This is a genomic window from Sphingobium sp. TA15 (assembly GCF_037101235.1).
Lineage (GTDB): Bacteria > Pseudomonadota > Alphaproteobacteria > Sphingomonadales > Sphingomonadaceae > Sphingobium > Sphingobium indicum.
Window position 1 is genome coordinate 2,021,418 of sequence record NZ_AP025355.1, and the last position, 24,963, is coordinate 2,046,380.

The 24,963-nt window shown below is 66.4% G+C and carries 24 protein-coding genes; 14 read left to right on the forward strand and 10 right to left on the reverse strand.

What is annotated here, in order from left to right; translation table 11 throughout:
• Positions 1-36: 36 nt before the first annotated feature.
• Positions 37-1,161 carry a site-specific DNA-methyltransferase gene (locus tag Sj15T_RS10050; RefSeq protein WP_041386034.1) on the reverse strand — a complete coding sequence of 375 codons (1,125 nt, stop codon included), beginning with the start codon at positions 1,159-1,161 and terminating at the stop codon, positions 37-39.
• A 289-nt stretch (positions 1,162-1,450) separates the two neighbouring features.
• On the opposite strand from Sj15T_RS10050, the gene Sj15T_RS10055 reads away from it, so the two are divergent.
• Positions 1,451-1,792: a metalloregulator ArsR/SmtB family transcription factor gene (locus Sj15T_RS10055; RefSeq protein ID WP_013040897.1), complete on the forward strand. Its 342-nt coding sequence runs from the start codon at positions 1,451-1,453 to the stop codon at positions 1,790-1,792.
• 57 nt (positions 1,793-1,849) lie between these two features.
• On the opposite strand, the gene Sj15T_RS10060 is transcribed toward Sj15T_RS10055, so the two are convergent.
• Both Sj15T_RS10060 and Sj15T_RS10065 read right to left on the reverse strand, forming a co-directional pair.
• Positions 1,850-2,647 (reverse strand): nucleotidyltransferase family protein, encoded by a 798-nt coding sequence (locus tag Sj15T_RS10060; RefSeq protein ID WP_013040898.1) that lies wholly within the window; start codon positions 2,645-2,647, stop codon positions 1,850-1,852.
• A gap of 36 nt (positions 2,648-2,683) precedes the next feature.
• On the reverse strand, positions 2,684-4,213 hold the full coding sequence (locus Sj15T_RS10065) for a M23 family metallopeptidase (RefSeq protein WP_013040899.1): 1,530 nt from the start codon (positions 4,211-4,213) through the stop codon (positions 2,684-2,686).
• 431 nt (positions 4,214-4,644) lie between these two features.
• Between Sj15T_RS10065 and Sj15T_RS10070 the strand changes: the two genes are divergently transcribed.
• From Sj15T_RS10070 to Sj15T_RS10085, 4 genes are all read left to right on the forward strand, one after another.
• Positions 4,645-7,260 carry a helicase-related protein gene (locus tag Sj15T_RS10070; RefSeq protein WP_253720658.1) on the forward strand — a complete coding sequence of 872 codons (2,616 nt, stop codon included), beginning with the start codon at positions 4,645-4,647 and terminating at the stop codon, positions 7,258-7,260.
• Positions 7,253-7,549 (forward strand): RNA-binding S4 domain-containing protein, encoded by a 297-nt coding sequence (locus Sj15T_RS10075; RefSeq protein ID WP_013040901.1) that lies wholly within the window; start codon positions 7,253-7,255, stop codon positions 7,547-7,549. Before Sj15T_RS10070 ends, Sj15T_RS10075 begins: the two co-directional genes overlap by 8 nt.
• A 202-nt stretch (positions 7,550-7,751) precedes the next feature.
• A complete protein-coding gene (gene fdxA / locus Sj15T_RS10080) occupies positions 7,752-8,090 on the forward strand; it encodes a ferredoxin FdxA (RefSeq protein ID WP_013040902.1) in 339 nt (112 codons plus the stop codon).
• A gap of 279 nt (positions 8,091-8,369) precedes the next feature.
• Positions 8,370-8,897: a CarD family transcriptional regulator gene (locus Sj15T_RS10085; RefSeq protein ID WP_007683582.1), complete on the forward strand. Its 528-nt coding sequence runs from the start codon at positions 8,370-8,372 to the stop codon at positions 8,895-8,897.
• Between the two features lie 513 nt (positions 8,898-9,410).
• Here Sj15T_RS10085 and Sj15T_RS10090 read toward each other — a convergent pair.
• Together Sj15T_RS10090 and Sj15T_RS10095 are read right to left on the reverse strand one after the other, a co-directional pair.
• Positions 9,411-9,659, reverse strand: a complete 249-nt coding sequence (locus Sj15T_RS10090; protein ID WP_013040904.1) for a hypothetical protein — start codon at positions 9,657-9,659, stop codon at positions 9,411-9,413.
• A gap of 70 nt (positions 9,660-9,729) precedes the next feature.
• Positions 9,730-10,197: a hypothetical protein gene (locus Sj15T_RS10095; protein ID WP_007683580.1), complete on the reverse strand. Its 468-nt coding sequence runs from the start codon at positions 10,195-10,197 to the stop codon at positions 9,730-9,732.
• A gap of 128 nt (positions 10,198-10,325) precedes the next feature.
• Here Sj15T_RS10095 and Sj15T_RS10100 point away from each other — a divergent pair, with 128 nt between their 5' ends.
• The 3 genes from Sj15T_RS10100 (at position 10,326) to ahpF (ending at position 13,679) form a co-directional block, all read left to right on the forward strand.
• Positions 10,326-10,964 (forward strand): TetR family transcriptional regulator C-terminal domain-containing protein, encoded by a 639-nt coding sequence (locus tag Sj15T_RS10100; RefSeq protein ID WP_013040905.1) that lies wholly within the window; start codon positions 10,326-10,328, stop codon positions 10,962-10,964.
• Between the two features lie 323 nt (positions 10,965-11,287).
• Positions 11,288-11,851 (forward strand): alkyl hydroperoxide reductase subunit C, encoded by a 564-nt coding sequence (gene ahpC / locus Sj15T_RS10105; protein WP_013040906.1) that lies wholly within the window; start codon positions 11,288-11,290, stop codon positions 11,849-11,851.
• 247 nt (positions 11,852-12,098) lie between these two features.
• Positions 12,099-13,679, forward strand: a complete 1,581-nt coding sequence (ahpF, locus tag Sj15T_RS10110; RefSeq protein ID WP_013040907.1) for an alkyl hydroperoxide reductase subunit F — start codon at positions 12,099-12,101, stop codon at positions 13,677-13,679.
• A gap of 241 nt (positions 13,680-13,920) precedes the next feature.
• On the opposite strand, the gene Sj15T_RS10115 is transcribed toward ahpF, so the two are convergent.
• From Sj15T_RS10115 to glmM, 5 genes are all read right to left on the reverse strand, one after another.
• On the reverse strand, positions 13,921-14,529 hold the full coding sequence (locus Sj15T_RS10115) for a L,D-transpeptidase family protein (protein ID WP_013040908.1): 609 nt from the start codon (positions 14,527-14,529) through the stop codon (positions 13,921-13,923).
• 79 nt (positions 14,530-14,608) lie between these two features.
• Complete coding sequence (locus Sj15T_RS10120; protein WP_013040909.1) at positions 14,609-15,208, reverse strand: ribonuclease HII; 600 nt, start codon at positions 15,206-15,208, stop codon at positions 14,609-14,611.
• On the reverse strand, positions 15,201-15,974 hold the full coding sequence (gene thiD / locus Sj15T_RS10125) for a bifunctional hydroxymethylpyrimidine kinase/phosphomethylpyrimidine kinase (RefSeq protein WP_007683569.1): 774 nt from the start codon (positions 15,972-15,974) through the stop codon (positions 15,201-15,203). The genes Sj15T_RS10120 and thiD overlap by 8 nt, the downstream gene beginning before the upstream one ends.
• On the reverse strand, positions 15,971-16,195 hold the full coding sequence (locus Sj15T_RS10130) for a DUF1272 domain-containing protein (protein WP_013040910.1): 225 nt from the start codon (positions 16,193-16,195) through the stop codon (positions 15,971-15,973). Before Sj15T_RS10130 ends, thiD begins: the two co-directional genes overlap by 4 nt.
• A complete protein-coding gene (gene glmM, locus Sj15T_RS10135) occupies positions 16,195-17,535 on the reverse strand; it encodes a phosphoglucosamine mutase (RefSeq protein WP_013040911.1) in 1,341 nt (446 codons plus the stop codon). Before glmM ends, Sj15T_RS10130 begins: the two co-directional genes overlap by 1 nt.
• Positions 17,536-17,624: 89 nt before the next feature.
• On the opposite strand from glmM, the gene Sj15T_RS10140 reads away from it, so the two are divergent.
• From Sj15T_RS10140 to ispZ, 6 genes are all read left to right on the forward strand, one after another.
• The gene (locus Sj15T_RS10140; protein WP_013040912.1) at positions 17,625-18,998 is read left to right on the forward strand and encodes an amino acid carrier protein; all 1,374 of its coding nucleotides are present in this window, start codon (positions 17,625-17,627) and stop codon (positions 18,996-18,998) included.
• 570 nt (positions 18,999-19,568) lie between these two features.
• Positions 19,569-20,969, forward strand: a complete 1,401-nt coding sequence (locus Sj15T_RS10145; RefSeq protein ID WP_338756037.1) for an amino acid permease — start codon at positions 19,569-19,571, stop codon at positions 20,967-20,969.
• Positions 20,970-21,009: 40 nt separating this feature from the next.
• Positions 21,010-21,810 (forward strand): diaminopimelate epimerase, encoded by an 801-nt coding sequence (dapF, locus tag Sj15T_RS10150; RefSeq protein WP_013040915.1) that lies wholly within the window; start codon positions 21,010-21,012, stop codon positions 21,808-21,810.
• A gap of 1 nt (position 21,811) precedes the next feature.
• Entirely contained in the window at positions 21,812-23,140 is a 1,329-nt protein-coding gene (gene mtaB, locus Sj15T_RS10155; protein ID WP_013040916.1) for a tRNA (N(6)-L-threonylcarbamoyladenosine(37)-C(2))-methylthiotransferase MtaB, read from the forward strand.
• A 107-nt stretch (positions 23,141-23,247) separates the two neighbouring features.
• A complete protein-coding gene (ftsY, locus tag Sj15T_RS10160) occupies positions 23,248-24,180 on the forward strand; it encodes a signal recognition particle-docking protein FtsY (protein ID WP_013040917.1) in 933 nt (310 codons plus the stop codon).
• A 104-nt stretch (positions 24,181-24,284) separates the two neighbouring features.
• On the forward strand, positions 24,285-24,950 hold the full coding sequence (gene ispZ, locus Sj15T_RS10165) for a septation protein IspZ (protein WP_013040918.1): 666 nt from the start codon (positions 24,285-24,287) through the stop codon (positions 24,948-24,950).
• Positions 24,951-24,963 lie beyond the last annotated feature (13 nt).

Genomic DNA, 24,963 nt, shown 5'->3' on the forward strand with positions numbered 1-24,963 from the left:
TCCGTCGCCCAGAGCCCGAAAGGAAATCCGGGATCGTTAAGGCTCGTTCGCCAGCAAATAGGTCTGCCGCAGCGCATCGATCGGCTTCAGCACGCCCTCCACCTCGCAATGCCAGAAGGTCCAGCCATTGCAGCTCGGCGCGCCCTGCAGGGTCGCGCCCATCTTGTGGATCGAGCCGGTATCCGTGCCCACGCTGAGCGAACCGTCCGCCCGCACCACCGCCTGCCAGCGCCGCTTCGAGTCCGTCAGCACCGCGCCGGGCTGGAGATAGCCGGTCTCGACCAGCGTGCCGAACGCCACCTTGGGCTGCGCCTTCGCGCTCTGCATGATGGTGAGCGCGCTCTCATCGAGCGGCAGCGCCGCCTCGATCCGCTCCAGCGCGACCTCGATATAATCCTCCTCGCGCTCGATGCCGATCCACCTGCGGCCCAGGCGCTTGGCCACCGCGCCCGTCGTCCCGGTGCCGAAAAAGGGATCGAGCACCACGTCGCCCGGCCTGGTGCAGGCCAGCAGCACGCGATAGAGCAGGGCTTCGGGCTTCTGCGTCGGATGCGCCTTGGTGCCGTTGCGCTTCAACCGCTCCTGCCCGCCGCAGATCGGCAACACCCAGTCGGAGCGCATCTGCAACTCGTCGTTCAGCGTCTTCATCGCCTTGTAGTTGAACGTATATTTCGCGTCCTCGCCCTGGCTCGCCCAGATCAGCGTCTCATGCGCGTTGGTGAAGCGGGTGCCCTTGAAATTGGGCATGGGGTTGGACTTGCGCCAGACGATGTCGTTCAGGATCCAGAAGCCCTCGTCCTGCAACGCCGTGCCGACGCGGAAGATATTGTGGTAGCTGCCGATCACCCAGATGGTGCCGTTGGGCTTCAATATGCGCCGCGCTTCGCGCAGCCAGGCCTTGGTGAAACGGTCATAGCTGCCCAGCGTGTCGAACTTGTCCCAATCGTTGTCGACCGCGTCCACCCGGCCGCCTTCGGGCCGGAACAGGTCGCCGCCAAGCTGGAGATTATAGGGCGGGTCCGCGAAGATCATGTCGATGCAGGCGTCGGGCAGCTTCGCCATTTCCGCGATGCAGTCGCCGCGCAGCAGGCGGTCTGCCTCGACCTCTACGGGCGCAACCGCCTTTTTCCGCCGCGGCGCGACGCCTTCCATGACACCCATTAGATGACCCCCGTTTCCTTCTGAGGTCCAGCGATGAGTCCTTGGGAGTCGGCCGTCAAGATCAGCGACTTAGGGTCCAAGCCTGCCATAATGGTTAACGCGGGCGGGAACGAACCGGGTAGCCACTAGATATTGAGTCGACCGCGACTCGAAAGACTCTAGATCGGCTAGTGTGGCGCAAAAGACTCAGCGGGGAAGGGGCGCGAAGTTTTTTTGGTTAACGCCGCTTGGAAGGGTAAAAATCGCCTTCACCTTGACCCATTCATAACCCTGCGATTATGAATTGGCCATGACGGAACATATTATAAGGGGCGATCGATCGGCCTCCTGCGACGAACTTTTCAAGGCCCTGTCGGACGGCACCCGACGCGCCCTGCTGGAATATCTGGTGCGCGAGGGGGAACAGAGCGTCCACGCCCTCACCGCCATTTCCGGCGTATCGCAACCCATGGTGTCCCGCCATCTCGGCAAGCTGAAGCGCGCCAGCCTCGTGACGGCCCGCAGGTCCGGCCGCGAAACCTACTATACCGCCCGCGCCAAGGGCCTTGCGCCCGTGGTGCAGTGGATGGCGGTCTATGGCGCGCTCTGGTCGCAACGCTTCACCGCGCTGGAGGCGCTGGACGGCTACTGAGATAATTAGTGCGGCTGCGGAAATACGTGCTCCTGCGCAGGCAGGAACACGAAAGTTCTATTCTGCTGCGTCAGCCAGGATCCCCTCGATCAGCATCACGTCATCCACCTTGTCCGCGTCGATGCAGGCCTCCGCCTTCTCCATCGCCACCAGGCGCGCCACGATCCCGAACCGCCGTCCTACCCGCGCGATCCCGCCCCGCAGCGTCGCAATCCGCAGCACCGCCCCCAGCAATGTCAAAGGACCGAAGGCGGACACTATCTTCCACCCCTTCTTCCGGTCCTGCTCGACCTCCTGCCACAGCGCGATCACCGGCCGCGCCTTGCCACTGCCGAACCAGAAGATATTTGCCCCCGACCACCAGCCGTCGCGGAATTTCAGCCAGGTCCGCCGCGACCCCGGATAGCGCGCCAGCAATGTCCTCCGCTCGACCATCGCCACGGCGATGTCCGCGCCCGATGCCTCCCGCACCATCTGGTCCAGCATGGACCCGTCCAGCAGCACATGATCCGCCGTCGTCATCAGCAGGGGAAAGGGCAGATCCCCCCGGTCCAGCAACGCGATGAGCGAAGACGCGATCCCGCCTCCGCTCCTTTCGAACCGCACTTCGGGATGCTCCGCCAGCCAGGCCGTCGCGGGATCGGCCGCGAACAATTCGGGCGCCTGGGTCAGCACCACCAGCCGCCCGACCGCCGGATGCGCCAGCAGGGCGCGGGCCGGGCGGTTGATCATCGGCTCCCCCGCCACCGGCACCAGCGGCTTGACGGCGACGCCCGCCGCCACCGCCAGGGGATCGGGGACCGGCCGCGCCCCGGCCAGCAGGATCGCGGTGATGTCGGAAGCCGCTGCGTTCATTCCCGCCCGTTAGCCGACGGCGTCGCCCGCGAAAAGCTATTTCCCGGTGGCCGCCGGCGCCGCATTCCTATGCGCAACCTGCACGGGCAGGCCGATGCGCAGGCCCTTCAACTGCGCCAGCCGCGCCCGGAAGGCCGCCAGTTCCCGCCCGGCCAGTTGCGCCGTGGTCGTGAAGCGAACAGACAGCGGATTGATCGTCCGTCCGTTGCGATAGAGTTCATAATGCAGATGCGGCCCGGTCGACAGGCCGGACGATCCGACATAGCCGATCACCTGCCCCTGCCGCACCCGCTGCCCCGGCGACGCGGCAATGCGGCTCATATGCGCATAGCCGGTGGCAAGGCCGTTGCCATGCTCCAGCCGGACATAATTGCCATGCCCGCCATGCCGCCCGGCATAGGACACGAAGCCGTCGGTCGCCGCATAGATGGGCGACCCGTAATGGGCGGCAAAGTCGATCCCCGCATGCATGCGGGTATAGCCCAGTATCGGATGGCGCCGCATGCCGAAGCTGGACGACATGCGCCCAGCCACCGGCGCCGACAGCACGCCCCGCCGCTGGCCGACGCCCGACGCCTCGAACCACTGGGTCCGCCCGTCCTGCGTCCATTTCAGCATGTCGATGCCGCGCCCGCTGGCCCGGTGAAGCCCGGCGAACAGCAGGTCGCCCACCTCCACGTCGCCGGTGTCGGCCCGACGATATTCGGTGATGATGTCATAGCGATCCCCGGCCGAGATCGATCCGAGATCGACCTGCTGCGCGACGACGCGCAGGAAGCTCTGGATCGCCTTGGGCGGAGCGCCCGCCGCCCGCGCCGAACGATAGAGGCTCTCGCCCACCACGCCCTGGATGCGCAGCGGCGTCTCGTCCACATGGATCGCCGTCCGCTGCACCTGCAGGACCCCGCCGACCCGCGCGATCTCTATCCCCAGGTCGAGCCGCGCCCGGAAGGCCAGCTTGTCCAGGGGCCGCGGCACGTCCCGGCTCGCCCGGCGGCCCAGCACGATGTCCAGCGGCGTGCCCGGCTTCAATCCCGCGCCGGTGTCGCCCGCGACCAGGCTCGTCACCGTGGCCACGTCGCCGCCGCTCACGCCCGCCCGCGCCAGCGCCCGGCCCAGCGAATCGCTGCCGCCGATCTGCGCGCGCAATTCGATCTGCGGCCGCTCCGGCGTTTCGCGCAGCGGCTGCACCGCGTCGGTCGGCCCCATGCGCCGCCCGCTATCCGCGCCCAGGGCAAGGGGCATGATCATCTGGCTGCGCACTTCATCGAACTGCCTGGCCGGCATCAGCGGCTGCGGCGCGCCGGGCAGGGGGTGGAAGCCCGGCGACAGGTAAAGCGCCGCCGCGCACAGCCCAAGGCAGGTCGCAAGTCCCCGGAACCAGGTGAAACTTCCCACCCGCTGGCCAAGGTCGGGGACCAGTTCCACATCCTCGGCCCAATCGCGCAGCTTCTCTCGCCAGCCGCGCCGATCCTGGGCCGATCCCCCATTGCGGATCGAGTCAGTCAGCCACAGGGACGCGGAGGCGCCACCCTGCTGGGCATTGATCTGACCTTCATGAAACACGGTGAACCAGGCCCCCCGGGGCAAATATCGCCCGACCCCCGCCGCGCGTTCATCCCCAATCCTGTAAAGGCATAGGGTTAAAGTCAAATAAAGACGGCTTTTTTAACCCTTTTTCCTGCGGCCGGACGTGCTGCGCGAAGGACCGGCGGCCGACAGCGCGTCGCGCCGATTTGCCGGCGCGGATAAATTCGGAATGCGGGAAATGGCCATGAGCGGTCATTACCCCCACCGTCACCCCGGACTTGATCCGGGGTCCCGCTTTCTTTCGAGTGCACGCCCATCCCAAGCAGCGGGACCCCGGGTCTAGCCCGGGGTGACGAAAGGAGCAGTGGCGGGAACCACCCAAATCAACCCCCGAAACCCCCATTCGACCTCCCGCCACGCCCTTCCCCCTTGCCCTTCCCCGATCCATGCCCGACATAGCGGGAACCATGGCCCTATTCGCCCGCTCGCCCGTCACCGCCGTCCTGGGGCCCACCAACACCGGCAAGACCCATCTGGCGGTCGAACGCATGTGCGGCCACAGTTCCGGCATGATGGGCTTTCCGCTGCGCCTGCTGGCGCGGGAGGTCTATGACCGGGTGGTCGGCATGAAGGGCCCGGCGCAGGTTGCCCTCATCACCGGCGAGGAAAAGATCGTGCCCCCCGGCGCCCGCTATTTCCTCTGCACGGCGGAATCCATGCCCATCGGCGGGGGCCGCGAACCCGCGCAGGAGGGCCTGAAGGATTACGCCTTCGTGGCCCTCGACGAAGCCCAACTCGGCGCGGACCCGGAACGCGGCCATATCTTCACCGACCGCCTGCTGCGGGCGAGGGGCCGCGAGGAAACGATGATCCTCGGCTCGGCCAGCATCGGCCGCCTGGTCAAGGCGCTGGTCCCCGATGCGGAGATCATCGGCCGCCCCCGCTTCTCCACTCTCAGCTATGCGGGCGCGAAGAAACTCTCCCGCCTGCCCAAGCGGTCCGCCATCGTCGCCTTCTCCGCCGAAGAGGTTTACGCGGTAGCCGAAATGCTCCGCCGCTTCCGGGGCGGCGCTGCGGTGGTGATGGGCGCGCTGTCCCCCCGCACCCGCAACGCGCAGGTGCAGATGTTCCTGAATGGGGAGGTCGACTATCTGGTCGCCACCGACGCCATCGGCATGGGGCTGAACCTGGACGTCGCCCATGTCGCCTTCGCCTCCCTGCGCAAGTTCGACGGCCGCCGCACCCGCCGCCTCACCGTCAGCGAAATGGCCCAGATCGCGGGCCGGGCAGGCCGCCACCACCGGGACGGCACCTTCGGCAGCCTCGGCCATGAAGATGGCGACGCCGCCTTCACCCCCGAAGAGATAGAAGCCATCGAGGCCCATCGCTTCCCGCCGGTCGAACAGCTTTTCTGGCGCGACGGCACGCCGCGCACCGACCGGCTCGACCATCTGCTCTCCGACCTTGAACAGAAGCCCGAACGCCCCGAACTGCGCCCCGCCCCCGAAGCGGTGGACCTGGCCGTCCTCAAGCGGCTGGCCGACGACCCCGTCGTCATCGAACGCGCCAGGGGGAAGAAACAGGTCGAACGCCTCTGGGCCGCCTGCGGCCTGCCCGATTTCCAGAAGCTGGGCGCGGAACATCATGCCCGCGCCGTCAGCCGCATCTGGCGCTTCCTTTCGGAGGGGAGCGGCCACATCCCCCGCGACTGGTTCGCGCAGCAGATCGCCCGACTCGATTCGGTGCAGGGCGACATCGACACGCTTTCGGGCCGCATCGCGGCGGCGCGCACATGGTCCTACATCGCCCATCGCGCCGACTGGCTCGCCCATCCGGCGGAAATGGCCGAACGCACCCGCGCCCTGGAAGAAAAGCTGTCCGACGCCCTCCACGCCGCGCTGACGCAGCGTTTCGTGGACCGGCGCACCACCGTTCTGCTAAGGGACATGGGCCAGAGCGCGGCCAACCTGCCGGTCGAAATGGAGCCGGACGGGACAGTCTGCGTCGATGGCGAGACGATCGGGCGACTTGACGGATTTCGTTTCTCGGTCGATCCCGCTACCCGGCATCAGGACAGGAAGATGCTGCTGGCGGCCGCTGAACGGCGCCTTGGAAGGATATTGCGAGTGAAGGCTGACGAATTACTGGGCGCGCCCGATACTGATTTCGCGCTCACGGACGAAGCGGGTCAGGCCCCCGGCATAAGCTGGCAGGGCAATCCGGTGGCGAGCCTGCACGGCGGCTCCGCGCTGCTGGCCCCCGAAATCCGGCTGGACCGCGCCCTCCTCGCCCTGGGCCAGGACGTGCAGAAGCAGGTCGCGACCCGCCTCGCCGCATGGTTCGACGCGCAGAAGGGAAAGCATCTCCTTCCCCTCACCAAGATGGTCGCGAGCAGCGCCGACCCCGAAGTCCCCGCCGTCGTCCGCGCCGTCTTCGCGCAGCTTGCCGATGCGGGCGGCGTTATCGCGCGCACCGACCTCGATTCGGCTCTCGGCCATCTCGACAAGGACCAGCGGCACCTGCTGCGCCGCGCAGGCATCGATATCGGCGTGCTCGACATCTACCATCCCGGCCTGCTGAAGCCCGGCTCCGCCCGCTGGCGCGCCGCCCTGCTGGCCGCCCGCCTGGGCAAGCCCTGCCTGCCGCTGCCCGGCCCCGGCCTCACCCTGATCCCGGCGGGCGAGAAATTCGACCAGATGGGCGCCCGCATCGCCGGTTTCCGGGGTTTCGGCGACCAGATGCTGCGCATCGACATGGCCGAACGCATGGCCCGCACCGCGCATGAAGCCATCGCCAAGAACGAAGCCTTCACCGCGCAAAGCCCGCAGATCGTCTCGCTGGGCCTGTCGGAAGAAGCCTTCCTGCAACTGATGCGCCTCGCCGGTTTCCGCCCTGTGGAAGCGCCCGAAGAGGGCGGCCCCAACTGGGTCTTCCGCGGCCGCCAGAAGCCCCGACCCCACCAGCAGCAGCGCGGCGACAAGCGCGGCGACCGCCCGCCCCGCCCCGCCGCCTCGTCCGGCCCGGCGCCCACCGGCAACCACGCCTTCGCCGGCCTGGCCGAACTGCTGGGCCGCAATGGCTGACGCGGGCCTGGTTCCGGCCCACGGCCCCAGCCTGCGCATCGACAAATTCCTCTGGTTCGCGCGCCTCGCGAAGAGCCGCTCGGTCGCGCAGAAAATGGCGGAGGACGGCCATATCCGCCTGAACGGCCGCCGCATCGAGCGCTCCCATTCTCCGGTGCGGGCTGGCGACCTCATCACCTTCCCCCACCCCAGCGGCGTGCGCGTCGTCCGCATCCTCCAGCTTCCCGGCCGCCGCGGCCCCGCACCAGAAGCCCAGTCCTGCTATGAGGAGCTGACGGTCGGCGCCTGACCCTCCCCACCGTCATTCCCGCGAAGGCGGGAACCCATCTCCCGACTTTGCCCCAAGCTCATCGGCAGGGGAGAGAATCCCCACCTCCGCAGGGATGACGGGAAAAGCCCGCTACCCGCCGCCCAACAATATCCTCATTGACCTTCGCGCCCGCCGCGCATAGCAGGGCGCCGAATTGTCTCCATACCAAGAGTGCTGACCCATGACCTATGTCGTGACCGATAACTGCATCCGCTGCAAATATATGGATTGCGTCGAGGTTTGCCCCGTGGATTGCTTCTACGAGGGCGAGAACATGCTGGTCATCAACCCGAACGAGTGCATCGATTGCGGCGTGTGCGAACCGGAATGCCCGGCCGAGGCGATCCTGCCGGACACGGAGAACGGCCTGGAAAAATGGCTGGAACTCAACACGAAATTCTCCGCCGAATGGCCCAACATCACCGTCAAGGGCGAAGCGCCAGCCGACGCCGACGACATGAAGGGCATCGAAAACAAGTTCGAACAGTTCTTCTCGCCCGAACCCGGCGCCGGTAGCTGAACCGCCGCGCCGCAGCGCCGTCGCGAACGGCCCGGCATTTTCCGAACGACTATCTATTGCGTTTAATTTGCGCGACCACTCCCGGATTTTGTGTCCGGGGGTGGCAATTTTGTTACGAATCTGCTAAATAGAGGCCAACAGGCGGACATGGTCGCATCCGCTACGGAGATAAATGCCTGATGACTTGATGGTGGCGCCGCATCCCCCTCGGCTCGTGCATCCGTTCGCACCTGCAAGGCGAACGCCACCGCTCCTCCCGGAATAATGGAAAGGTTTCAAATGGCTGCCAAGGCGCTGTCCTTTGACGTAGGTGATTATGTTGTTTACCCCAAGCATGGCGTTGGCCGCGTCATAGAGCTTCAGAAGGAGCAGATCGCGGGCATGGAGCTGGAACTCTATGTCCTGCGCTTTGAAAAGGAGCGGATGACGCTCCGTGTGCCCACCAACAAGGCCGAGGGCGTCGGCATGCGCAAGCTGTCCTCCAACAAGACGCTGGAGGAAGCGGTCGAGACGCTGAAGGGCAAGCCCAAGGTGAAGCGCACCATGTGGTCGCGCCGCGCCCAGGAATATGAAGCGAAGATCAATTCGGGCGACCTGGTGTCGATCGCCGAAGTGACCCGCGACCTGTTCCGCGCCGACGACCAGCCGGAACAGAGCTATTCCGAACGGCAGATCTTCGAAGCCGCGTCCAGCCGCCTCGCCCGCGAACTCGCGGCGATGGAGGAAACGGACGAACCGAGCGCGCTCAAGAAGATCCTGCGCATCCTCAACGAAGCCGCCCCCAAGCACGCAAAGGTGGAAGGCTAAGCAACTTCGGCTGAGCCGGAACAGCAGACAAAGGAAAGGGCGCTCCTCGACGGAGCGCCCTTTTTTTGATTTCGATGGTTGGCCGTCATCCCCCTCCCGCAGGCAAGAGCGGGCTAGGACCGATCGACATTCAGCCCATAACGGCCTGCAAATGGCAGTTTCCCGTGCTTCCGGTGCTCACGTACTTTAAGTACGCTGCGCTCCGGGTCACAGAAAACTACCATTTTCGGCTCGCCCTGAACTGAATGTCGATCGGTCCTAGGGCGAGCGGACAAATTCGAAAATGTCGGGATGGGCAGTGCGGTCATCCGTTTTCCGTCACCCCGGGCTTGACCCGGGGTCCCGCTGCCTTGGACGAGACGCGCGCTCAGAAAGGGCGCGCGCTCAGAAAGAAAGCGGGACCCCGGATCAAGCCTGTCCTGAGCTTGTCGAACGGCCCGGGGTGACGGATAGGGACATGCGCTCCCCACCCAGATCACCCGGTCCGACAAGTCCTGAATGCGTCCAGGCCGATCAATTCGCCGGTTGTTCCTTCACAGTCCCGGCCGCGTCCTTGGCCGCGTCGCCAACATCGCTCGCGGCCTGGCCGACCTGGGTGGCCGCGCTTTCGACGGCGCTGTCCTTCCGGCTCTCGCTGCCGATCAGGAAGAAGGCGGCGATCGCCACCACCACGACCAGCAGCAGAACCGCCACCATGGTGCCACCGCCGCCGCGCTTTTCGATGATCGTGGTCGTCGCCGGACGTTCCTGATAATCCGCCATATGAATCCTCCTCGTCTTCACGCCTCCCGGCGGCATAATGCGCAAGCGAGCGAGGGGGTTCCTGACCGGATCAGCGGCAATAGCCCTCCCGCCCCGGCAGCACGATCAGGCAATCCTGCCGGCCGGCCAGATCCTTGAACCCGGTTTCCGCGCCCGTCCCCGGACGAATGACCAGATCCCTGCCGTCGCGCGCGAAGCGGATCGTCGCGCCCTCCGCCACCCCGGCATAGTCCCCCTGCCGGTCCAGATTGTCCTGGTTGGCGATGGCGTAATGGCCGCGCCGCCCGTCGGGCGAAGGCTGGATGTCCAGGAACAGCCCCTCCGGCCCGTTCCACCGCCCGACCCACGCGTCGGTGGGCGGACCTGTCGCCTCATTGGCGGCCGCGTCGACGGCGTCCGGCTCCGCCATCGCCTCCACCTCCGCCGGCCGTCCGGCATTGTTCGCGGCCCCGCCTTCGTCCACGCCCTTGGCGCAACCGGACGTTAGCGCTCCCATCGCGATGAGCGGGAGGATCAGGCCCATATTGCGACATGTCATCCATATTTCTCCTTGCAATTGACCCCATAAACCGCTGAACGCGGGGCTTCGATCCCTTTTCCTGGCAGGGGACGGGCCGCCTGTCGGCGGCTTCGGCGGGAAGGGCGGATCATGGGCGGGGAAAAGACATGGAGCACAAGGTTGAGGGGCGCCCCGAAAGGGCACGGTTCGTTCGCGAATCCGCCGATGTCCGGCGGCAGGCCCTGATCGAGGCGACGGCGCGCTGCCTTGCGGAAAAGGGGGTGGGCGGCACGTCCGTCCGCGCCATCTGCGCCTATGCCGGCGTTTCGGCGGGCCTTCTCACCCATTATTTCGACGGCGTCGACGCGCTGATCCTGGCCACCTATCGCGATGTCGGCGAAAAGGTCGCCGCCGCGATGGAGCGCGCCGTGGCGGAGGCTGGCCCCTCCCCCCGCGACCGGCTCTGGGCCTATCTGCGTTCCAATTTCCAGCCGCCGGTGCTGGACCCCAATCTGCTGGCGACCTGGATTTCCTTCTGGAGCCTCAACAAGACCAATCCGGCCATCGCCGCCACCCATGCCGAAACCTATGGCGGCGGGCGCGAACGCATGGAGGTGCTGCTGCGGGAGGCCGCCCCCCAGATCGCCCGGCCGGAGGCGCGCATCGCCGCCATCGCGCTGACCGCGATGATCGACGGCCTGTGGCTGGAACTGTGCCTCGATTCCTCCACCTTCACCATAGAGGAAGCGCTGGGCATGCTGGAGGAGGCGATGAACTATGTCCTGGAAAAGCCGAGGAACGGCTAGCCAGCGTCGACAAATTCAAGACTCGCCAGATTGCGTGATGCGGGTGGTTCCCGCCATTCCCCCTCCCGCAGGCGTTCAAACGCGGCGCGTGACTCGTTTGAAGGGGCCAGGGGGTGGGCTGGCGCGACATTTAAGGGGTCACGGAAGACCGCCATCTGCCGACTCGCCATCGTCTGAATGCAGTTACAGCCCAAGCCGATCAATGAACCGGCAGTGATCGCTTTTATCAATCAACCTGGTCGATAAAACCAATTTCACGCCGCCGTGCGCATTCCCTACATGGGTCGGGCAACAGCAACCCCTGAAAAGGAACTGGAAAGCCCATGGCGCTTATCAATACGACCATCAAGCCGTTCAAGGCCACCGCTTACAAGGAAGGCAAGTTTGTCGACGTGACCGACGCCGACGTGAAGGGCAAGTGGGCCGTCTTCTTCTTCTACCCCGCCGACTTCACCTTCGTCTGCCCGACGGAGCTGGAAGACCTGGCCGACATCTACCCGACGCTGCAGAAGCTGAACGTCGAGGTGTATTCGGTGTCGACCGACACGCATTTCAGCCACAAGGCGTGGCACGATACCTCGCCGGCCATCGGCAAGATCAACTATTACATGCTGGGCGACCAGTCGGGCCAGATCACCAATAATTTCGACGTGATGCGCCCGGGCGTCGGCCTGGCCGACCGCGCGACCTTCCTGGTCGATCCCGAAGGCGTGATCCAGTTCATGGAAATCACCTCGGAAGGCGTCGGCCGCAACGCGACCGAACTGCTCCGCAAGGTGAAGGCCGCCCAATATGTCGCCGCCAACCCCGGCGAAGTCTGCCCGGCCAAGTGGGAAGAAGGCGAAGCGACCCTTGCTCCGTCGCTCGACCTCGTCGGCAAGATCTAAAGACCTGAAAGGGCATCTGCCGGATCGGGTAGAGTTCCTCCCTGATCCGGCAGGGCCTTTGCATGCTGCGTGCTCCTGCGAAGGCAGGAGCCCAGTCCAGCCGCTTGAACCGCAGTCCTGCCTTCGCAGGAGCAGGGAACGGCAAGACCGCCAGATCATTAGCAAAAACGCCGGGCTTTCGGATCGCACCATCCCGGCGATCGTCAAGCCGCGCCCCGGATAGGCGCGCCCAACCATGGAGACCGATATGTTGGACGCAAATCTCAAGGGTCAGCTCAAGGCCTATATGGCGAACATCACCCAGCCCATCGAACTGGTCGCATCGCTGGACGACGGCGCGAAGAGCCGCGAACTCAAGACCCTGCTGGAAGAGATCGCCGAACTGTCGGACAAGGTGTCCATCGCCACAGGCAGCGACAGGCGCGTCCCCAGCTTCATGATCCGCCGCGCCGGAACGGACATCGGCGTCACCTTCGCGGGCCTCCCCATGGGCCATGAATTCACCAGCCTTGTCCTCGCCCTGCTCCAGGTCGGCGGCCATCCGTCGAAGGCGGCGCAGGACCTGATCCAGCAGATCAAGGATATCGACGGCGACTTCGCCTTCGAAACCTATTTCTCGCTCTCCTGCCAGAACTGCCCCGACGTGGTGCAGGCGCTGAACCTGATGGCGGTCCTCAACCCCCGCATCCGCCACACCGCCATCGACGGCGCGCTGTTCCAGGAGGAAGTCGACGCCCGCAAGGTCATGGCCGTCCCCACCGTCTTCCTGAACGGCGAACCCTTCGCCAGCGGCCGCATGGAACTGGAGCAGATCGTCGCGAAGATCGACAGCGGCGCGGCAGCGCGCGCCGCCGCGAAGATCAAAGCCCAAGACCCGTTCGAGGTGCTGATCGTCGGCGGCGGCCCTGCGGGCGCGGCGGCGGCCATCTACGCGGCGCGCAAGGGCATACGCACCGGCATCGCGGCGGAACGCTTCGGCGGCCAGGTGCTCGACACCATGGACATAGAGAATTTCGTCTCGGTCAGCCGCACCGAAGGCCCCAAATTCGCCGCCGCGCTGGAGGCGCACGTCAAGGATTATGATGTCGAGATCATGAACCTGCAAAAGGCTGCGAAGCTGATCCCGGCCAGGACCGAAGGCGGCTATCATGAAGTCGTGCTGGAAAATGGCGCCTCGCTGAAAGGCCGCACCGTCATCCTCTCCACCGGCGCCCGCTGGCGGCAGATGGGCGTCCCCGGCGAGGAGGAATATCGCAACAAGGGCGTCGCCTACTGCCCACATTGCGACGGCCCCCTCTTCAAGGGCAAGCGCGTGGCGGTGATCGGCGGCGGCAACAGCGGCGTGGAGGCGGCCATCGACCTGGCCGGCATTGTCGCCCATGTGACGCTGATCGAATATGACAGCCAACTGCGCGCCGACGCCGTGCTCCAGCGCAAGCTCGCCAGCCTGCCGAACGTGAAGATCGTCACCTCCGCCCTCACCACCCGGGTGGACGGCAATGGCGAGCGCGTCACCGGCCTCAGCTACAAGGACCGCAACAGCGGCACGGAACATGATGTCGAGCTGGAGGGCATTTTCGTCCAGATCGGCCTTGTCCCCAACACCGAATGGCTGAAGGACAGCATCGCCCTCTCCCCCCGCGGCGAGATAGAGATCGACGCGCGCGGCGAAACCAGCCTGCCGGGCATCTTCGCGGCGGGCGACTGCACGACCGTGCCCTACAAGCAGATCGTGATCGCCTGCGGCGCGGGATCGACGGCGGCGCTCTCCGCCTTCGACTATCTCATCCGCCTCCCCGCAACGGAGGAAACCGCCGAAGCGGCCTGATCATCCGGCCGGAATCACGAAGAACTGCCACCAATTCCTCCCTACGCAAAGCGTGGGGAGGGGGACCGCTCGCGAAGCGAGTGGTGGAGGGGAAATACGAAGGTCGCGCCTCTTCCCCTCCACCACGCTTCGCGCGTCGAAGAGAGTCACGTGCCTCTCTTCGACCCTCCCCATCTCCCGATGGGGAGGAACAGGATAGCTATACTTCCCACCCCTTCCGTCCTCCATCCCCTGATACCCCCTATCGCCGCATCAACCGCAGCCGGAAAATCCCCGGATCGACCTCCAGCATAGGCATCGGCGGCACCGCCTCATCCCGCTGCGCCAACACCACCGGCGCGGCCTGCGGCGAGAAGGTCACGACCGCGCTGCCCGGATCGCCCGCCACCAGCGCATCCACCATCAGCACCGGACTCAAGCGATCCGACGTCACGCTCACCAAAGTCCCGACCTGCGTCATCCCGAACAGCCTGCGCGCAAAATCATAGGGCAGGCGGATGCACCCATGGCTCGCCGGATAGCCCGGATTATGCCCGGCATGCAGCGCGATCCCGTCCCAGGTCAGCCGCTGCATGAAGGGCATGGGCGCGTTGGAATAGAGGTTCGACCGATGCCATTGCCGCTTCTGCAGCACGGAAAATTCCCCGGTCGGCGTGCGATGCCCCTTCATGCCCGTCGACACGCTGGCCATCCCCACCAGCCGGTCGCCGTCATAGACATGCGCCATCTGCCGCTCGATGCTGATCACCAGATAGAGCGGCCCGGCAAAGGGGCCTTCCTCCAGCCAGCGATAGCCGCCCGCCCCCACCGGCTCCTGCGCCCCGGCCGGAACGGCAATGGCGCAGAACATAAGCAGCATTGAGGTCAGAAAAGCGCGCATAAACGCTTTTTTAACCATAAGACGCGCCAGCACCAGCCCCGGATGCGTTCTACAGCAAACTCAACTGCGCCACCGGCGCAAAGCTCCTGCGATGCAGCGGCGTCGGACCATGTTCCCGCAGCGCCGCGAGATGCCTGGCGCTGCCATAGCCCTTGTTGCTTTCCCAGCCATAATGGGGATGCGTCGCCGCCGCCTCCACCATCATCCGGTCGCGCGCCTCCTTGGCCAGGATGGATGCCGCCGCGATGGACAGGCATTTGGCGTCCCCCTCGACGATGGCGGTCGACGCCCAGCGCCATTGCGGGCAGCGATTGCCGTCCACCAGCACATGCGCGCAATCATGGGCCAGCGCCTCGACCGCCCGCGTCATCGCCAGCATCGTCGCCCAGAGGATGTTGATGCTGTCGATCTCCTCGACCGAGGCGACCCCCAGCCCCCAGCACAGCGCCCGCGCCTTGATCTCCCCCTCCAGCACGGCGCGCCGGGCCGCGCTCAATTGCTTGGAGTCGTTGAGGCCTTCGGGGCAGTCCTCCTGCCGCAGGATCACCGCCGCCGCCACGACCGGCCCGGCCAACGGCCCGCGCCCGGCCTCGTCCACCCCGGCCACCAGCCCCGGATGGTGCAGCAGTTCATGGGCGAAATCAGGCATGGTCGTGAAATCCGAAGGGCGCGCCCATCGGCCCATGGCCCTGCCCCAGACCCGGCGCCAACGCCAGCGCCGCCCGCACATATTTGCGCGCCCGCTCGATGGCGTCGATCAGGTCCAGCCCCTGCCCCAGCCCGGTCGCGACCGCGCTGGCCAGCGTGCAGCCCGTGCCATGGCTGTGCCGCGTGTCGATCCGCGCATTGCTCCACGCCTTCACCACGCCCCGCGGCCCGATCAGCCGGTCGGTCAGCATCGGCCCCTCGCCATGCCCGCCCTTGGCCAGCACATGCGTCGCGAAACGGACCGCGATCTCCTCCCCGCCCAGCGCCGCCAGTTCCGGAATATTGGGCGTCACCAGCGTGGCGAGCGCCATCAGCCGCTCAAACGCCGCGATGGTCTCCCCGTCCGCCAGCACGGACCCGCTGGTCGCGACCATGACCGGATCGAACACGATGGGCACGCCCTCCAGCGCCGCGAGCCGCTCCGCCACCGCCACGGCGGTCTCCGCCGATCCGATCATGCCGATCTTCACCGCGTCGACGCCGATGTCGCCGATCACGCTCTCCATCTGCCGCAGCACCATGTCGGTCGGAACGGGATGGACGCCCTGCACGCCCCCCTGAACTCCCAGCGTATTCTGCGCCGTGATCGCGGTGATCGCGGTCATCGCATGGCCGCCCAGCAGCGTCACGGTCCGGATATCCGCCTGGATGCCCGCCCCGCCGCCGCTGTCGGACCCGGCAATGATCAGGATGCGGGCGACACTCATGCCTTATATTTGCGCTCCTTCGACGCCGGATGCCGCGTCAGCGCATCCCCCATCCGCGTCGGCCGGTCCATCAACTCCCCGCCGCAATTGGGGCAACGGTCGTCCAACGCCTCCGCACAGGGCGCGCAATAGGTGCATTCGAAGGAGCAGATGAACGCCCCCGGCTCATCGGCGGGCAGGTCGACCCCGCAACGCTCGCAATCGGGCCGCATTTCCAGCATCACGCCGCCGCCTTCGCCACCGCGTCGCAGATGCGCTCGACGACGTCCTTCACCTGATCCTCCCGGTCGCCCTCGGCCATCACGCGGATCACCGGCTCCGTGCCCGAAGGCCGGATCACCAGACGCCCGCTGCCGTTCAGCTCCGCCTCCGCCTGGGCGATCACCCGCTTCACATCCTCATGCTCCAGCGGCTTGCCGCCGGAAAAGCGAACATTCTTCAGCAATTGCGGCACCGGATCGAACTGGTGCAGCACCTCGCTCGCGGGCTTGCCGGACCGCACCAGCGCCGCCAGCACCTGCAACGCCGCCACCGTGCCGTCGCCGGTGGTCGCATAGTCGGACAGGATCATATGCCCCGACTGCTCGCCGCCGACGTTGAAGCCGCCCTCCCGCATCCGCTCCAGCACATAGCGGTCGCCGACCTTGGTCCGCTCCAGTGCCATGCCCTGCCCGGACAGGAACCGCTCCAGCCCCAGGTTGGACATCACCGTCGCCACCAGCCCGCCGCCGCGCAGCGTCCCCGCCCGCGCGAAATTGCCCGCGATCAGCGCCATGATCTGGTCGCCGTCGACAATGGCGCCATGCTCGTCCACCACGATCAGCCGATCAGCGTCGCCGTCCAGCGCAATGCCGATATCCGCCCCCGCCGACACGACGCTTTCCTGCAAAAGCTGGGGCGCGGTCGAACCGCAACGGTCGTTGATGTTGATGCCGTTGGGCGTGACGCCGATCGCCACCACCTCCGCCCCCAATTCCCAGAAGGCGGAGGGCGCGACCTGATAGGCCGCCCCATTGGCGCAATCGACCACGATCTTCAGCCCGTCCAGCCGCAGATCGGCCGGAAAGCTCGATTTGACCGCATGGATATAGCGGCCCCGCGCATCCTCGACCCGGCGGGCGCGGCCGATATCCTGCGACGCGGCGAGCGGAATCTCCTGCTCCAGCATCGCCTCGATCTTCATTTCATCCTCGTCCGACAGCTTGTAGCCGTCCGGCCCGAATAATTTGATGCCATTGTCGAAATAGGGATTGTGGCTGGCGGAGATCATCACGCCCAGATCGGCGCGCATCGAATGGGCCAGCAGCGCCACCGCCGGAGTCGGGATCGGCCCGAACTGCACCACGTCCATGCCCACGGCGGTGAAGCCCGCGACCAGCGCATTCTCCACCATATAACCGGAAAGCCGCGTATCCTTGCCGATCACCACGCGATGGCGATGCGTGCCGCGCTTGAAATGCTTGCCCGCCGCCATGCCGACCTTCATCGCCAGTTCGGCGGTCATCGGCCATTGGTTGGTGCGCCCGCGAATGCCGTCGGTGCCGAAATATGTCCTGCTCATCGTCCCTGCCCGCCCAGCGGTGAAGCTCTCATGCTTCCCATAGCAATCTTTGTTCGACTTTCCAGCAAGGACCGGCCATCCCCTTGCAAATGGACGGATTCAACGCAGCGGTCGACGCCCTTTCCGGCGCGGTCTTCATGAAGGTGCCGGTGCTGGGCGCGCAGATCGAACTGATCGTGCTCTACCTCGCGCTCCCGATGCTGTTCTTCACCCTCTGGCTCGGCTTTCCCAACCTGACCGCGGTGGGCCGGGCGCTCCGCATCCTCAAGGCGCAGCCGCATGCGGGCGAGGCGAAGGGCGACGTCAGCCAGTGGGGCGCGCTGTCGACGGCGCTGTCGGGCACCATCGGCCTCGGCAATATCGCGGGCGTCGCGGTCGCGCTGACGATGGGCGGGCCGGGCGCGATCCTCTGGATGTTCGTCATCGGCTGGTTCGCCATGACGGTGAAGATGGCGGAAGTGACGCTGGGCCTCAAATATCGCGTCTTCGACGCGCGGGGCCATGTGCATGGCGGGCCGATGTATGTGCTGAAGGCCGTGGGCGCGGCGCGCGGCTGGCCGAAGGCGGGGCTGATCCTGGGCGGCTTCTACGCCTTCTTCGCGCTGTTCGGGGCGATCCCCATGGTGCAGGTCAACCAGAGCTTCGCGCAGGTGAAGGTGGTGACGGGTTTCGCCAATGGCTGGGCCTATGGCACGATGCTGGCCGGCGCGGTGGCGCTGGTGACGCTGGGCGGCGCGGCCTGGCTGGGCGAGGTGGCGAAGCGGCTGACGCCGCTCAAGGTCGCGGTCTATCTGATCGGCGTGGCGACCGTGCTGATCCTCCATGCCGCCGCCATTCCGGGCGCGCTGGCGGACATCTGGCGCGGCGCATGGAGCGGCCAGGCCGCGACCGGCGGCGCGGTGGGCGCCTTCGTCGCGGGCATGCGGCGCGCCGTCTTCGCCAGCGAAGCGGGCGTGGGATCGGCGGTGATGGCGCACAGCCTGGCGCGGGTGCGGCATCCGGTGTCGGAGGGGCTGGTCGCCCTGCTGGAGCCGCTGCTCGGCACGATGATCGTCTGCGCGCTGGGCGGGCTGGCGCTGGTCGTCGCCGGAACCTGGAAAAGCGGGCTGGAGGGGATCGCCATCACCTCCGCCGCCTTCGCGCAGGTTTCGCCCTCCTTCCCCTGGCTGCTGGCGGTGGTGGTGGTGCTGTTCGCCTATTCGACGCTGGTGGCGTGGGGCTTTTACGGGCTTCAGGCCTGGGGCTATCTGTTCGGCAACGGGCCGAAGGCGCAGTGGAGCTACAAGATCCTCTACATCGTCGCCCTGCCCCCCGCCGCCGCCATCGACCTGGGCCGAGTGGTCGGCATCGTCGACAGCAGCTTTTTCCTGATGGCGATCCCCAACGTCATCGCGCTCTATCTCTGCGCTGGCGAACTGCGGCGCGACGTGCGGGAATATCTGGCAACGCCCGAAGAGAATTAACGCCCTTTATTTCAGCAAGCCGTGCTCCTGCGAAGGCAGGAGCCCAGTTCCGCCCTTGGGGCCAGGCAGCGTGGACAAAATTCAAGAGAGCCGCCGGATCGAGAGATTTGGGTGGAAAGCGGACCTACCCCATTCCTCCCCATCGAAGGATGGGGAGGGGGACCGCGCGAAGCGTGGTGGAGGGGAATGGGGCACGACCTGGGTATTTCCCCCTCCACCACTCGCTTCGCGAGCGGTCCCCCTCCCCACGCTTAGCGTAGGGAGGAATTAACGTCGGCTATTGGCCATTAGCTGACATTACCACCGTCACCCCGGACTTGATCCGGGGTCCCGCTTTTCCCTCCACACCGCGCCTCGTCCAAGGCAGCGGGACCCCGGATCAAGTCCGGGGTGACGAATAGGGGAACGTCCGCTCTCCACCCAAATTTGTCGCTCCCGCGAAGGCGGGAATGACGATAGCCTTACGGAAAGACCTTACCCCCACCAGCCCCCATTACAGAACGCTCGAAAAAAATTCCCCTTGCCAGCCACCCCCAACCCGGCAACCCCTGCACAGGAAGGGAGACCGCAATGAGCTGGACGCGCCGCAAACCGATGGAGGCGATGATGCCCGCCCATGAAGGGCACAGGCTGGCGCGCACCCTGTCCTGGCCGCATCTGCTGGCGCTGGGCGTGGGGGCCATCGTCGGCACGGGCATATTGACCCTGATCGGCGTCGGCGCGGACCGGGCGGGACCGGCGGTGCTGCTGTCCTTCGCCATTGCGGGCGCGATCTGCGCCTGCGCCGCGCTGGCCTATGCGGAACTTTCCACCATGATGCCCGCCGCCGGGAGCGCCTACAGCTACAGCTATGCCGTGCTGGGGGAGGGCATCGCCTGGATCGTCGGATGGAGCCTGATCCTGGAATATTCGCTGGTGGTGTCGACCGTGGCGGTCGGCTGGTCGGGCTATGCCGCGCCGCTGCTGACCTCGGCGGGCTTCCCGGACCTGCTGACCAGAGGGCCGGAACTGGGCGGCCTCGTCAACCTGCCCGCCATCTTCATCATCGCCGTCGTCGCCGCGCTGCTGATGCTGGGCACGCATGAAAGCGCCCGGCTCAACAGCCTGCTCGTCCTCATCAAGATCGCGACATTGAGCCTGTTCGTCGCCATCGCTCTCCCCGCCTTCGACGCGCAGAATCTCCAGCCTTTCATGCCCTTCGGCTTCGCCAAGTCGATGGGACCGGACGGGGTGGAGCGGGGCGTCATGGCGGCGGCGGCGATCATCTTCTTCGCCTTTTACGGCTTCGACGCCATCTCCACCGCGGCGGAGGAGGCGAAGAATCCGGAACGCGACCTGGCCATCGGCATCGTCGGTTCGCTGTTTGCCTGCACGCTCATCTATGTACTGGTCGCGGCGGCTGCGGTGGGGGCGATGCCCTTCACCCGCTTCGCCGACAGTCCGGAGCCGCTGGCGCTGATCCTGCGCGAAATGGGCGAGGGGCAGGTGGCGCGCATCGTCGCCATCGCGGCGGTGATCGCCCTGCCGACCGTGCTGCTGGGCTTCCTCTACGGCCAGAGCCGCATCTTCCTGGTCATGGCCCGCGACGGTTTCCTGCCGCAAGGGCTGGCGCAAATCTCCAGGCGCGGCACCCCCGCCCGCATCACCGCCGTCACTGCCCTATTGGTCGCCATCGTCGCAGGCCTGCTGCCCATCGACGAGATCGCGGCGCTGGCCAATGCGGGCACGCTGATCGCCTTCACCGCCGTGGGCGCCTGCCTGCTGATCCTGCGGCGGCGCAGCCCGGACATGAAACGCCCCTTCCGCACGCCCGCCGGATGGCTGGTGGGCCTGGGCGCCATCGGCGGCTGCGCCTATCTGTTCGTCAGCCTGCCGGTGAAGACCATCATCGCCTGCCTGATCTGGAACGCCATCGGCCTGGCCGTCTATTTCCTCTATGGGCGCAGGCGGGCATCCCTGAGCACCGCTTAGGGTGGCTTTTTCGCCTCACAGGCCCTACATGCGCCGCACTATGGGCCGTTTTTCGAAAATGCATGGACTGGGCAACGACTTCGTCGTGATCGACGCGCGGGAAAGCACGCTCGACATGACGGAGGCGCGCGCCATGGCCATAGCAGACCGCCACGCCGGGATCGGCTGCGACCAGTTGATCCTGATCGGCAATAGCGACCGCGCCGACGTGTCGATGCGCATCTTCAACAGCGACGGCAGCGAAGTGGAGGCCTGCGGCAACGCGACCCGCTGCGTCCCCCTGTTCGTCGGCCGCGACGTGCTGATCGAGACGAAGGCGGGCCTGCTCGACGCAAAGGCCGTCGACGGCGGCGCGAGCGTCGACATGGGCCAGCCCCGGCTGGAATGGGACGCGATTCCGCTCGCCTACGCCATGGACACGCTCACCATGCCGGTAAGCTGGGAAGACCTGCCCGCCCCGGTGGCGGTCAATGTCGGCAATCCGCACGTGATCTTCTTCCTGGACGATCTGGACGGTGTGAACTTCGACCGTCTGGGACCGCTGATCGAGCATGACCCCCTCTTCCCCGCCCGCGTGAACGTGAACTTCGCTCAGATCGCCGGCAACAATCATATCCGCCTGGTCGTCTGGGAACGCGGCGCCGGGCTGACCCGCGCCTGCGGCACCGGCGCCTGCGCCACGGCGGTGGCGGCGGTCCGGCGCAAGCTGGCGAGCGGCCCCACCACGGTCAGCCTGCCGGGCGGCGATCTGGTGATCGACTGGACGCCGGGCGGGCACATCATGATGACCGGCCCCGCCACCCATGTCTTCGACGGCGAGGCTGACTGGGCGCGCTTCTGACATGAGCGGCCCGCAGATCATCACGCTCGGCTGCCGCCTCAACATCGCGGAGAGCGAGGCGATTCGGGAGATGGCGGGCGGCCGGGACGATCTGATCGTCGTCAATAGCTGCGCCGTGACGGCCGAAGCGGTCCGCCAGACGCGGCAGGCGATCCGCCGCGCCCGCCGCGACCGCCCCGATGCGCGAATCATGGTGACCGGCTGCGCGGCCCAGACCGAACCGGAAACCTTCGCCGCCATGGCCGAGGTCGACGCAGTGATCGGCAACCGGGAAAAGATGGACGCCAGTCACTACACGTCATCCCAGCGAAGGCTGGGATCTCAGGCGATAGGGCACGGCGTCGGGCCTGGGATCCCAGCTTTCGCTGGGATGACGGATGAGATGGGAACGGCGGAGAGGGTCAAAGTCTCCGACATCATGTCTGTCCGCGAGACCGCCCCCCATATGGCCAGCGCCTTCGCCGAACATGCCCGCGCTTTCCTGGAGGTGCAGAATGGCTGCGACCACCGCTGCACCTTCTGCATCATCCCCTATGGCCGGGGCAACAGCCGCTCCGTCCCGGCGGGCGCCGTCATCGACAAGGCCCGCGAACTGGTCGATGCAGGCTATCGGGAAATCGTCCTCACCGGCGTCGACGTCACCAGCTACGGCCCCGACCTGCCCGGCGCGCCTTCCCTCGGCCTGCTGATCGAGCGCCTGTTGAAGGGCGTGCCCGACCTCCCGCGCCTGCGCCTCTCCTCGCTCGACAGCGTGGAGATTGACGAGCGGCTGTTCGACCTCATCGCCCATGAACCGCGCATGATGCCGCACCTCCACCTCTCGCTCCAGGCGGGCGACGACATGATCCTGAAGCGCATGAAGCGTCGCCACGGCCGCGCCGACGCCGTCCGCATCGTGGAACGGCTCAAGGCCGCCCGCCCCGGCATCAGCATCGGCGCGGACATCATCGCGGGCTTCCCGACCGAGGATGAGGCCATGTTCGAAAACAGCCTCAGGCTGGTGGAGGAATGCGCCATCGTCCACGGCCATATCTTCCCCTATTCCCCCCGCGCCGGCACCCCCGCCGCCCGCATGCCGCAGGTCGACCGCGCCGCCGTCAAGGCCCGCGCCGCCCGCCTCCGCTCGGCCTGCGAGGCGCAGCGGGAAGGCTGGCTGCGAAGCCTCATCGGTTCGACCCAATCCGTGCTGGTCGAACGCAACGGGCTTTCGGGCCATGCCGAAAATTTCGCCCCGGTGCGTTTCGGCGCGCCGCAAACGCCTTCCTCCATCATCCATGCGACTATCACGGGCCTTGAGAATGGCGCGCTGATCGCGCAAGAGGCGGCGTGACAGGGATTTGTCATTCCCGCGAAGGCGGGAATCCATCTCCGGAGCAGGCAGTTACGGATAAGGCGGGAGATGGATTCCCGCCTTCGCGGGAATGACGGTATTGCATAATGGCTGAAACATCCTGGCGCGATCGCCTCTTCGGCGGCCTGAAGCGCACGTCCGACAAGCTCGGCGAAAATCTCACCGGCCTCTTCACCAAGGCCGCGCTGGACGAGCAGACGCTGGACGAGATCGAGGAAGCGCTGATCGTCAGCGACCTTGGCCCCGCCATGGCCGCCCGCGTGCGCGACCGGCTGTCCGAGGGACGCTACAATCGCGAACTGACCGAAGATTATCTGCGCGAGATCATCGCGGAGGAGATCGAGAAGACCCTCGCCCCCGTCGCCCGCCCGCTGGAGATAGAGGCGTTCCCGCGCCCGCAGGTCATATTGGTGATCGGCGTCAACGGCTCCGGCAAGACCACCACCATCGCCAAGCTCGCCAATCTGTTCCTGGAGCAGGATTATGGCGTGATGCTGGCGGCGGGCGACACGTTCCGCGCCGCCGCCATCGGCCAGCTCAAGGTCTGGGCGGATCGGCTGGGCATCCCCATCGTCGCGGGCAAGGAGGGCGGCGACGCGGCGGGCATCGTGTTCGACGCCGTCAAGCAGGCGACCGCCACCGGCATCGACGTGCTGATCGTGGACACGGCCGGGCGCCTCCAGAACAAGACCGAACTGATGGACGAACTGGCGAAGATTCGCCGCGTGCTGGGCCGGTTGAACCCGGCGGCGCCGCATGACGTCGTGCTGGTGCTGGACGCCACCACGGGGCAGAATGCGTTGAGCCAGATCGAGGTCTTCAAGGAAGTCGCGCAGGTGACGGGGCTGGTCATGACCAAGCTGGACGGCACGGCGCGCGGCGGCGTGCTGGTCGCGGCGGCGGAGAAATATCGCCTGCCCATCCACGCCATCGGCGTGGGCGAGAAGATCGAGGATCTGCGCCCCTTCGATCCGGGCGACATGGCGCGGGCAATCGCGGGGACGGCCTATGCGCGGTGAAATCATGCGCTGCAAAGAAATAGCGTGCTCCTGCGAAGGCAGGAGCCCAGTTCGGACGGCGGGCCTGGGCTCCTGCCTTCGCAGGAGCACCGGAGCACCTAGTCATGGCTGACCCCCAAAAACCTACCTCCAAAAAATCCGCCCATAACGGCAATCTCAGCCTCGCGCTGGACTTCGGCCCGCTCCTCGTCTTCTTCCTGACCTACAAGGGCGCGGGGTGGCTGTGGGGTCCGGGCAATCCGATCACCGCCATGACGTTCGGCACCGCCGCCTTCATGGCCGCCATCGTCGTCGCCGTCATCGTGTCGAAGGTGAAGCTGGGCCGCGTGTCGCCCATGCTCTGGCTCTCGGCGCTGCTGATCCTCTTCTTCGGCGGCCTCACCATCTATTTCCGCGACCAGAGCTTCATCCAGATCAAGCCGACCATCATCTACGCCTTCTTCGCGCTGATGCTGTTCGCCGGGCTGATGCGCGGCAAGGCGCTGCTCAAATATCTGCTCCAGGCCGCCTATGACGGGCTGACCGAAGAGGGCTGGCGCAAGCTGTCGCGCAACTGGGCCTTTTTCTTCGTCTTCATGGCGCTCGCCAACGAAATCATGCGCCGGACGATGAGCTTCGATAGCTGGCTCGCCGTCAAGGTGTGGGGCGTGACCGTCGTGTCGGTCGTCTTCGCCGCCGCCAACATACCGATGCTGATGCGCCACGGCCTGGACCTGGGCGAAAAGCTGGACAGCGAGGATGTCGGCGAAACCACTCCGCCGCAGGGATAGGGGCAGGCGCCAC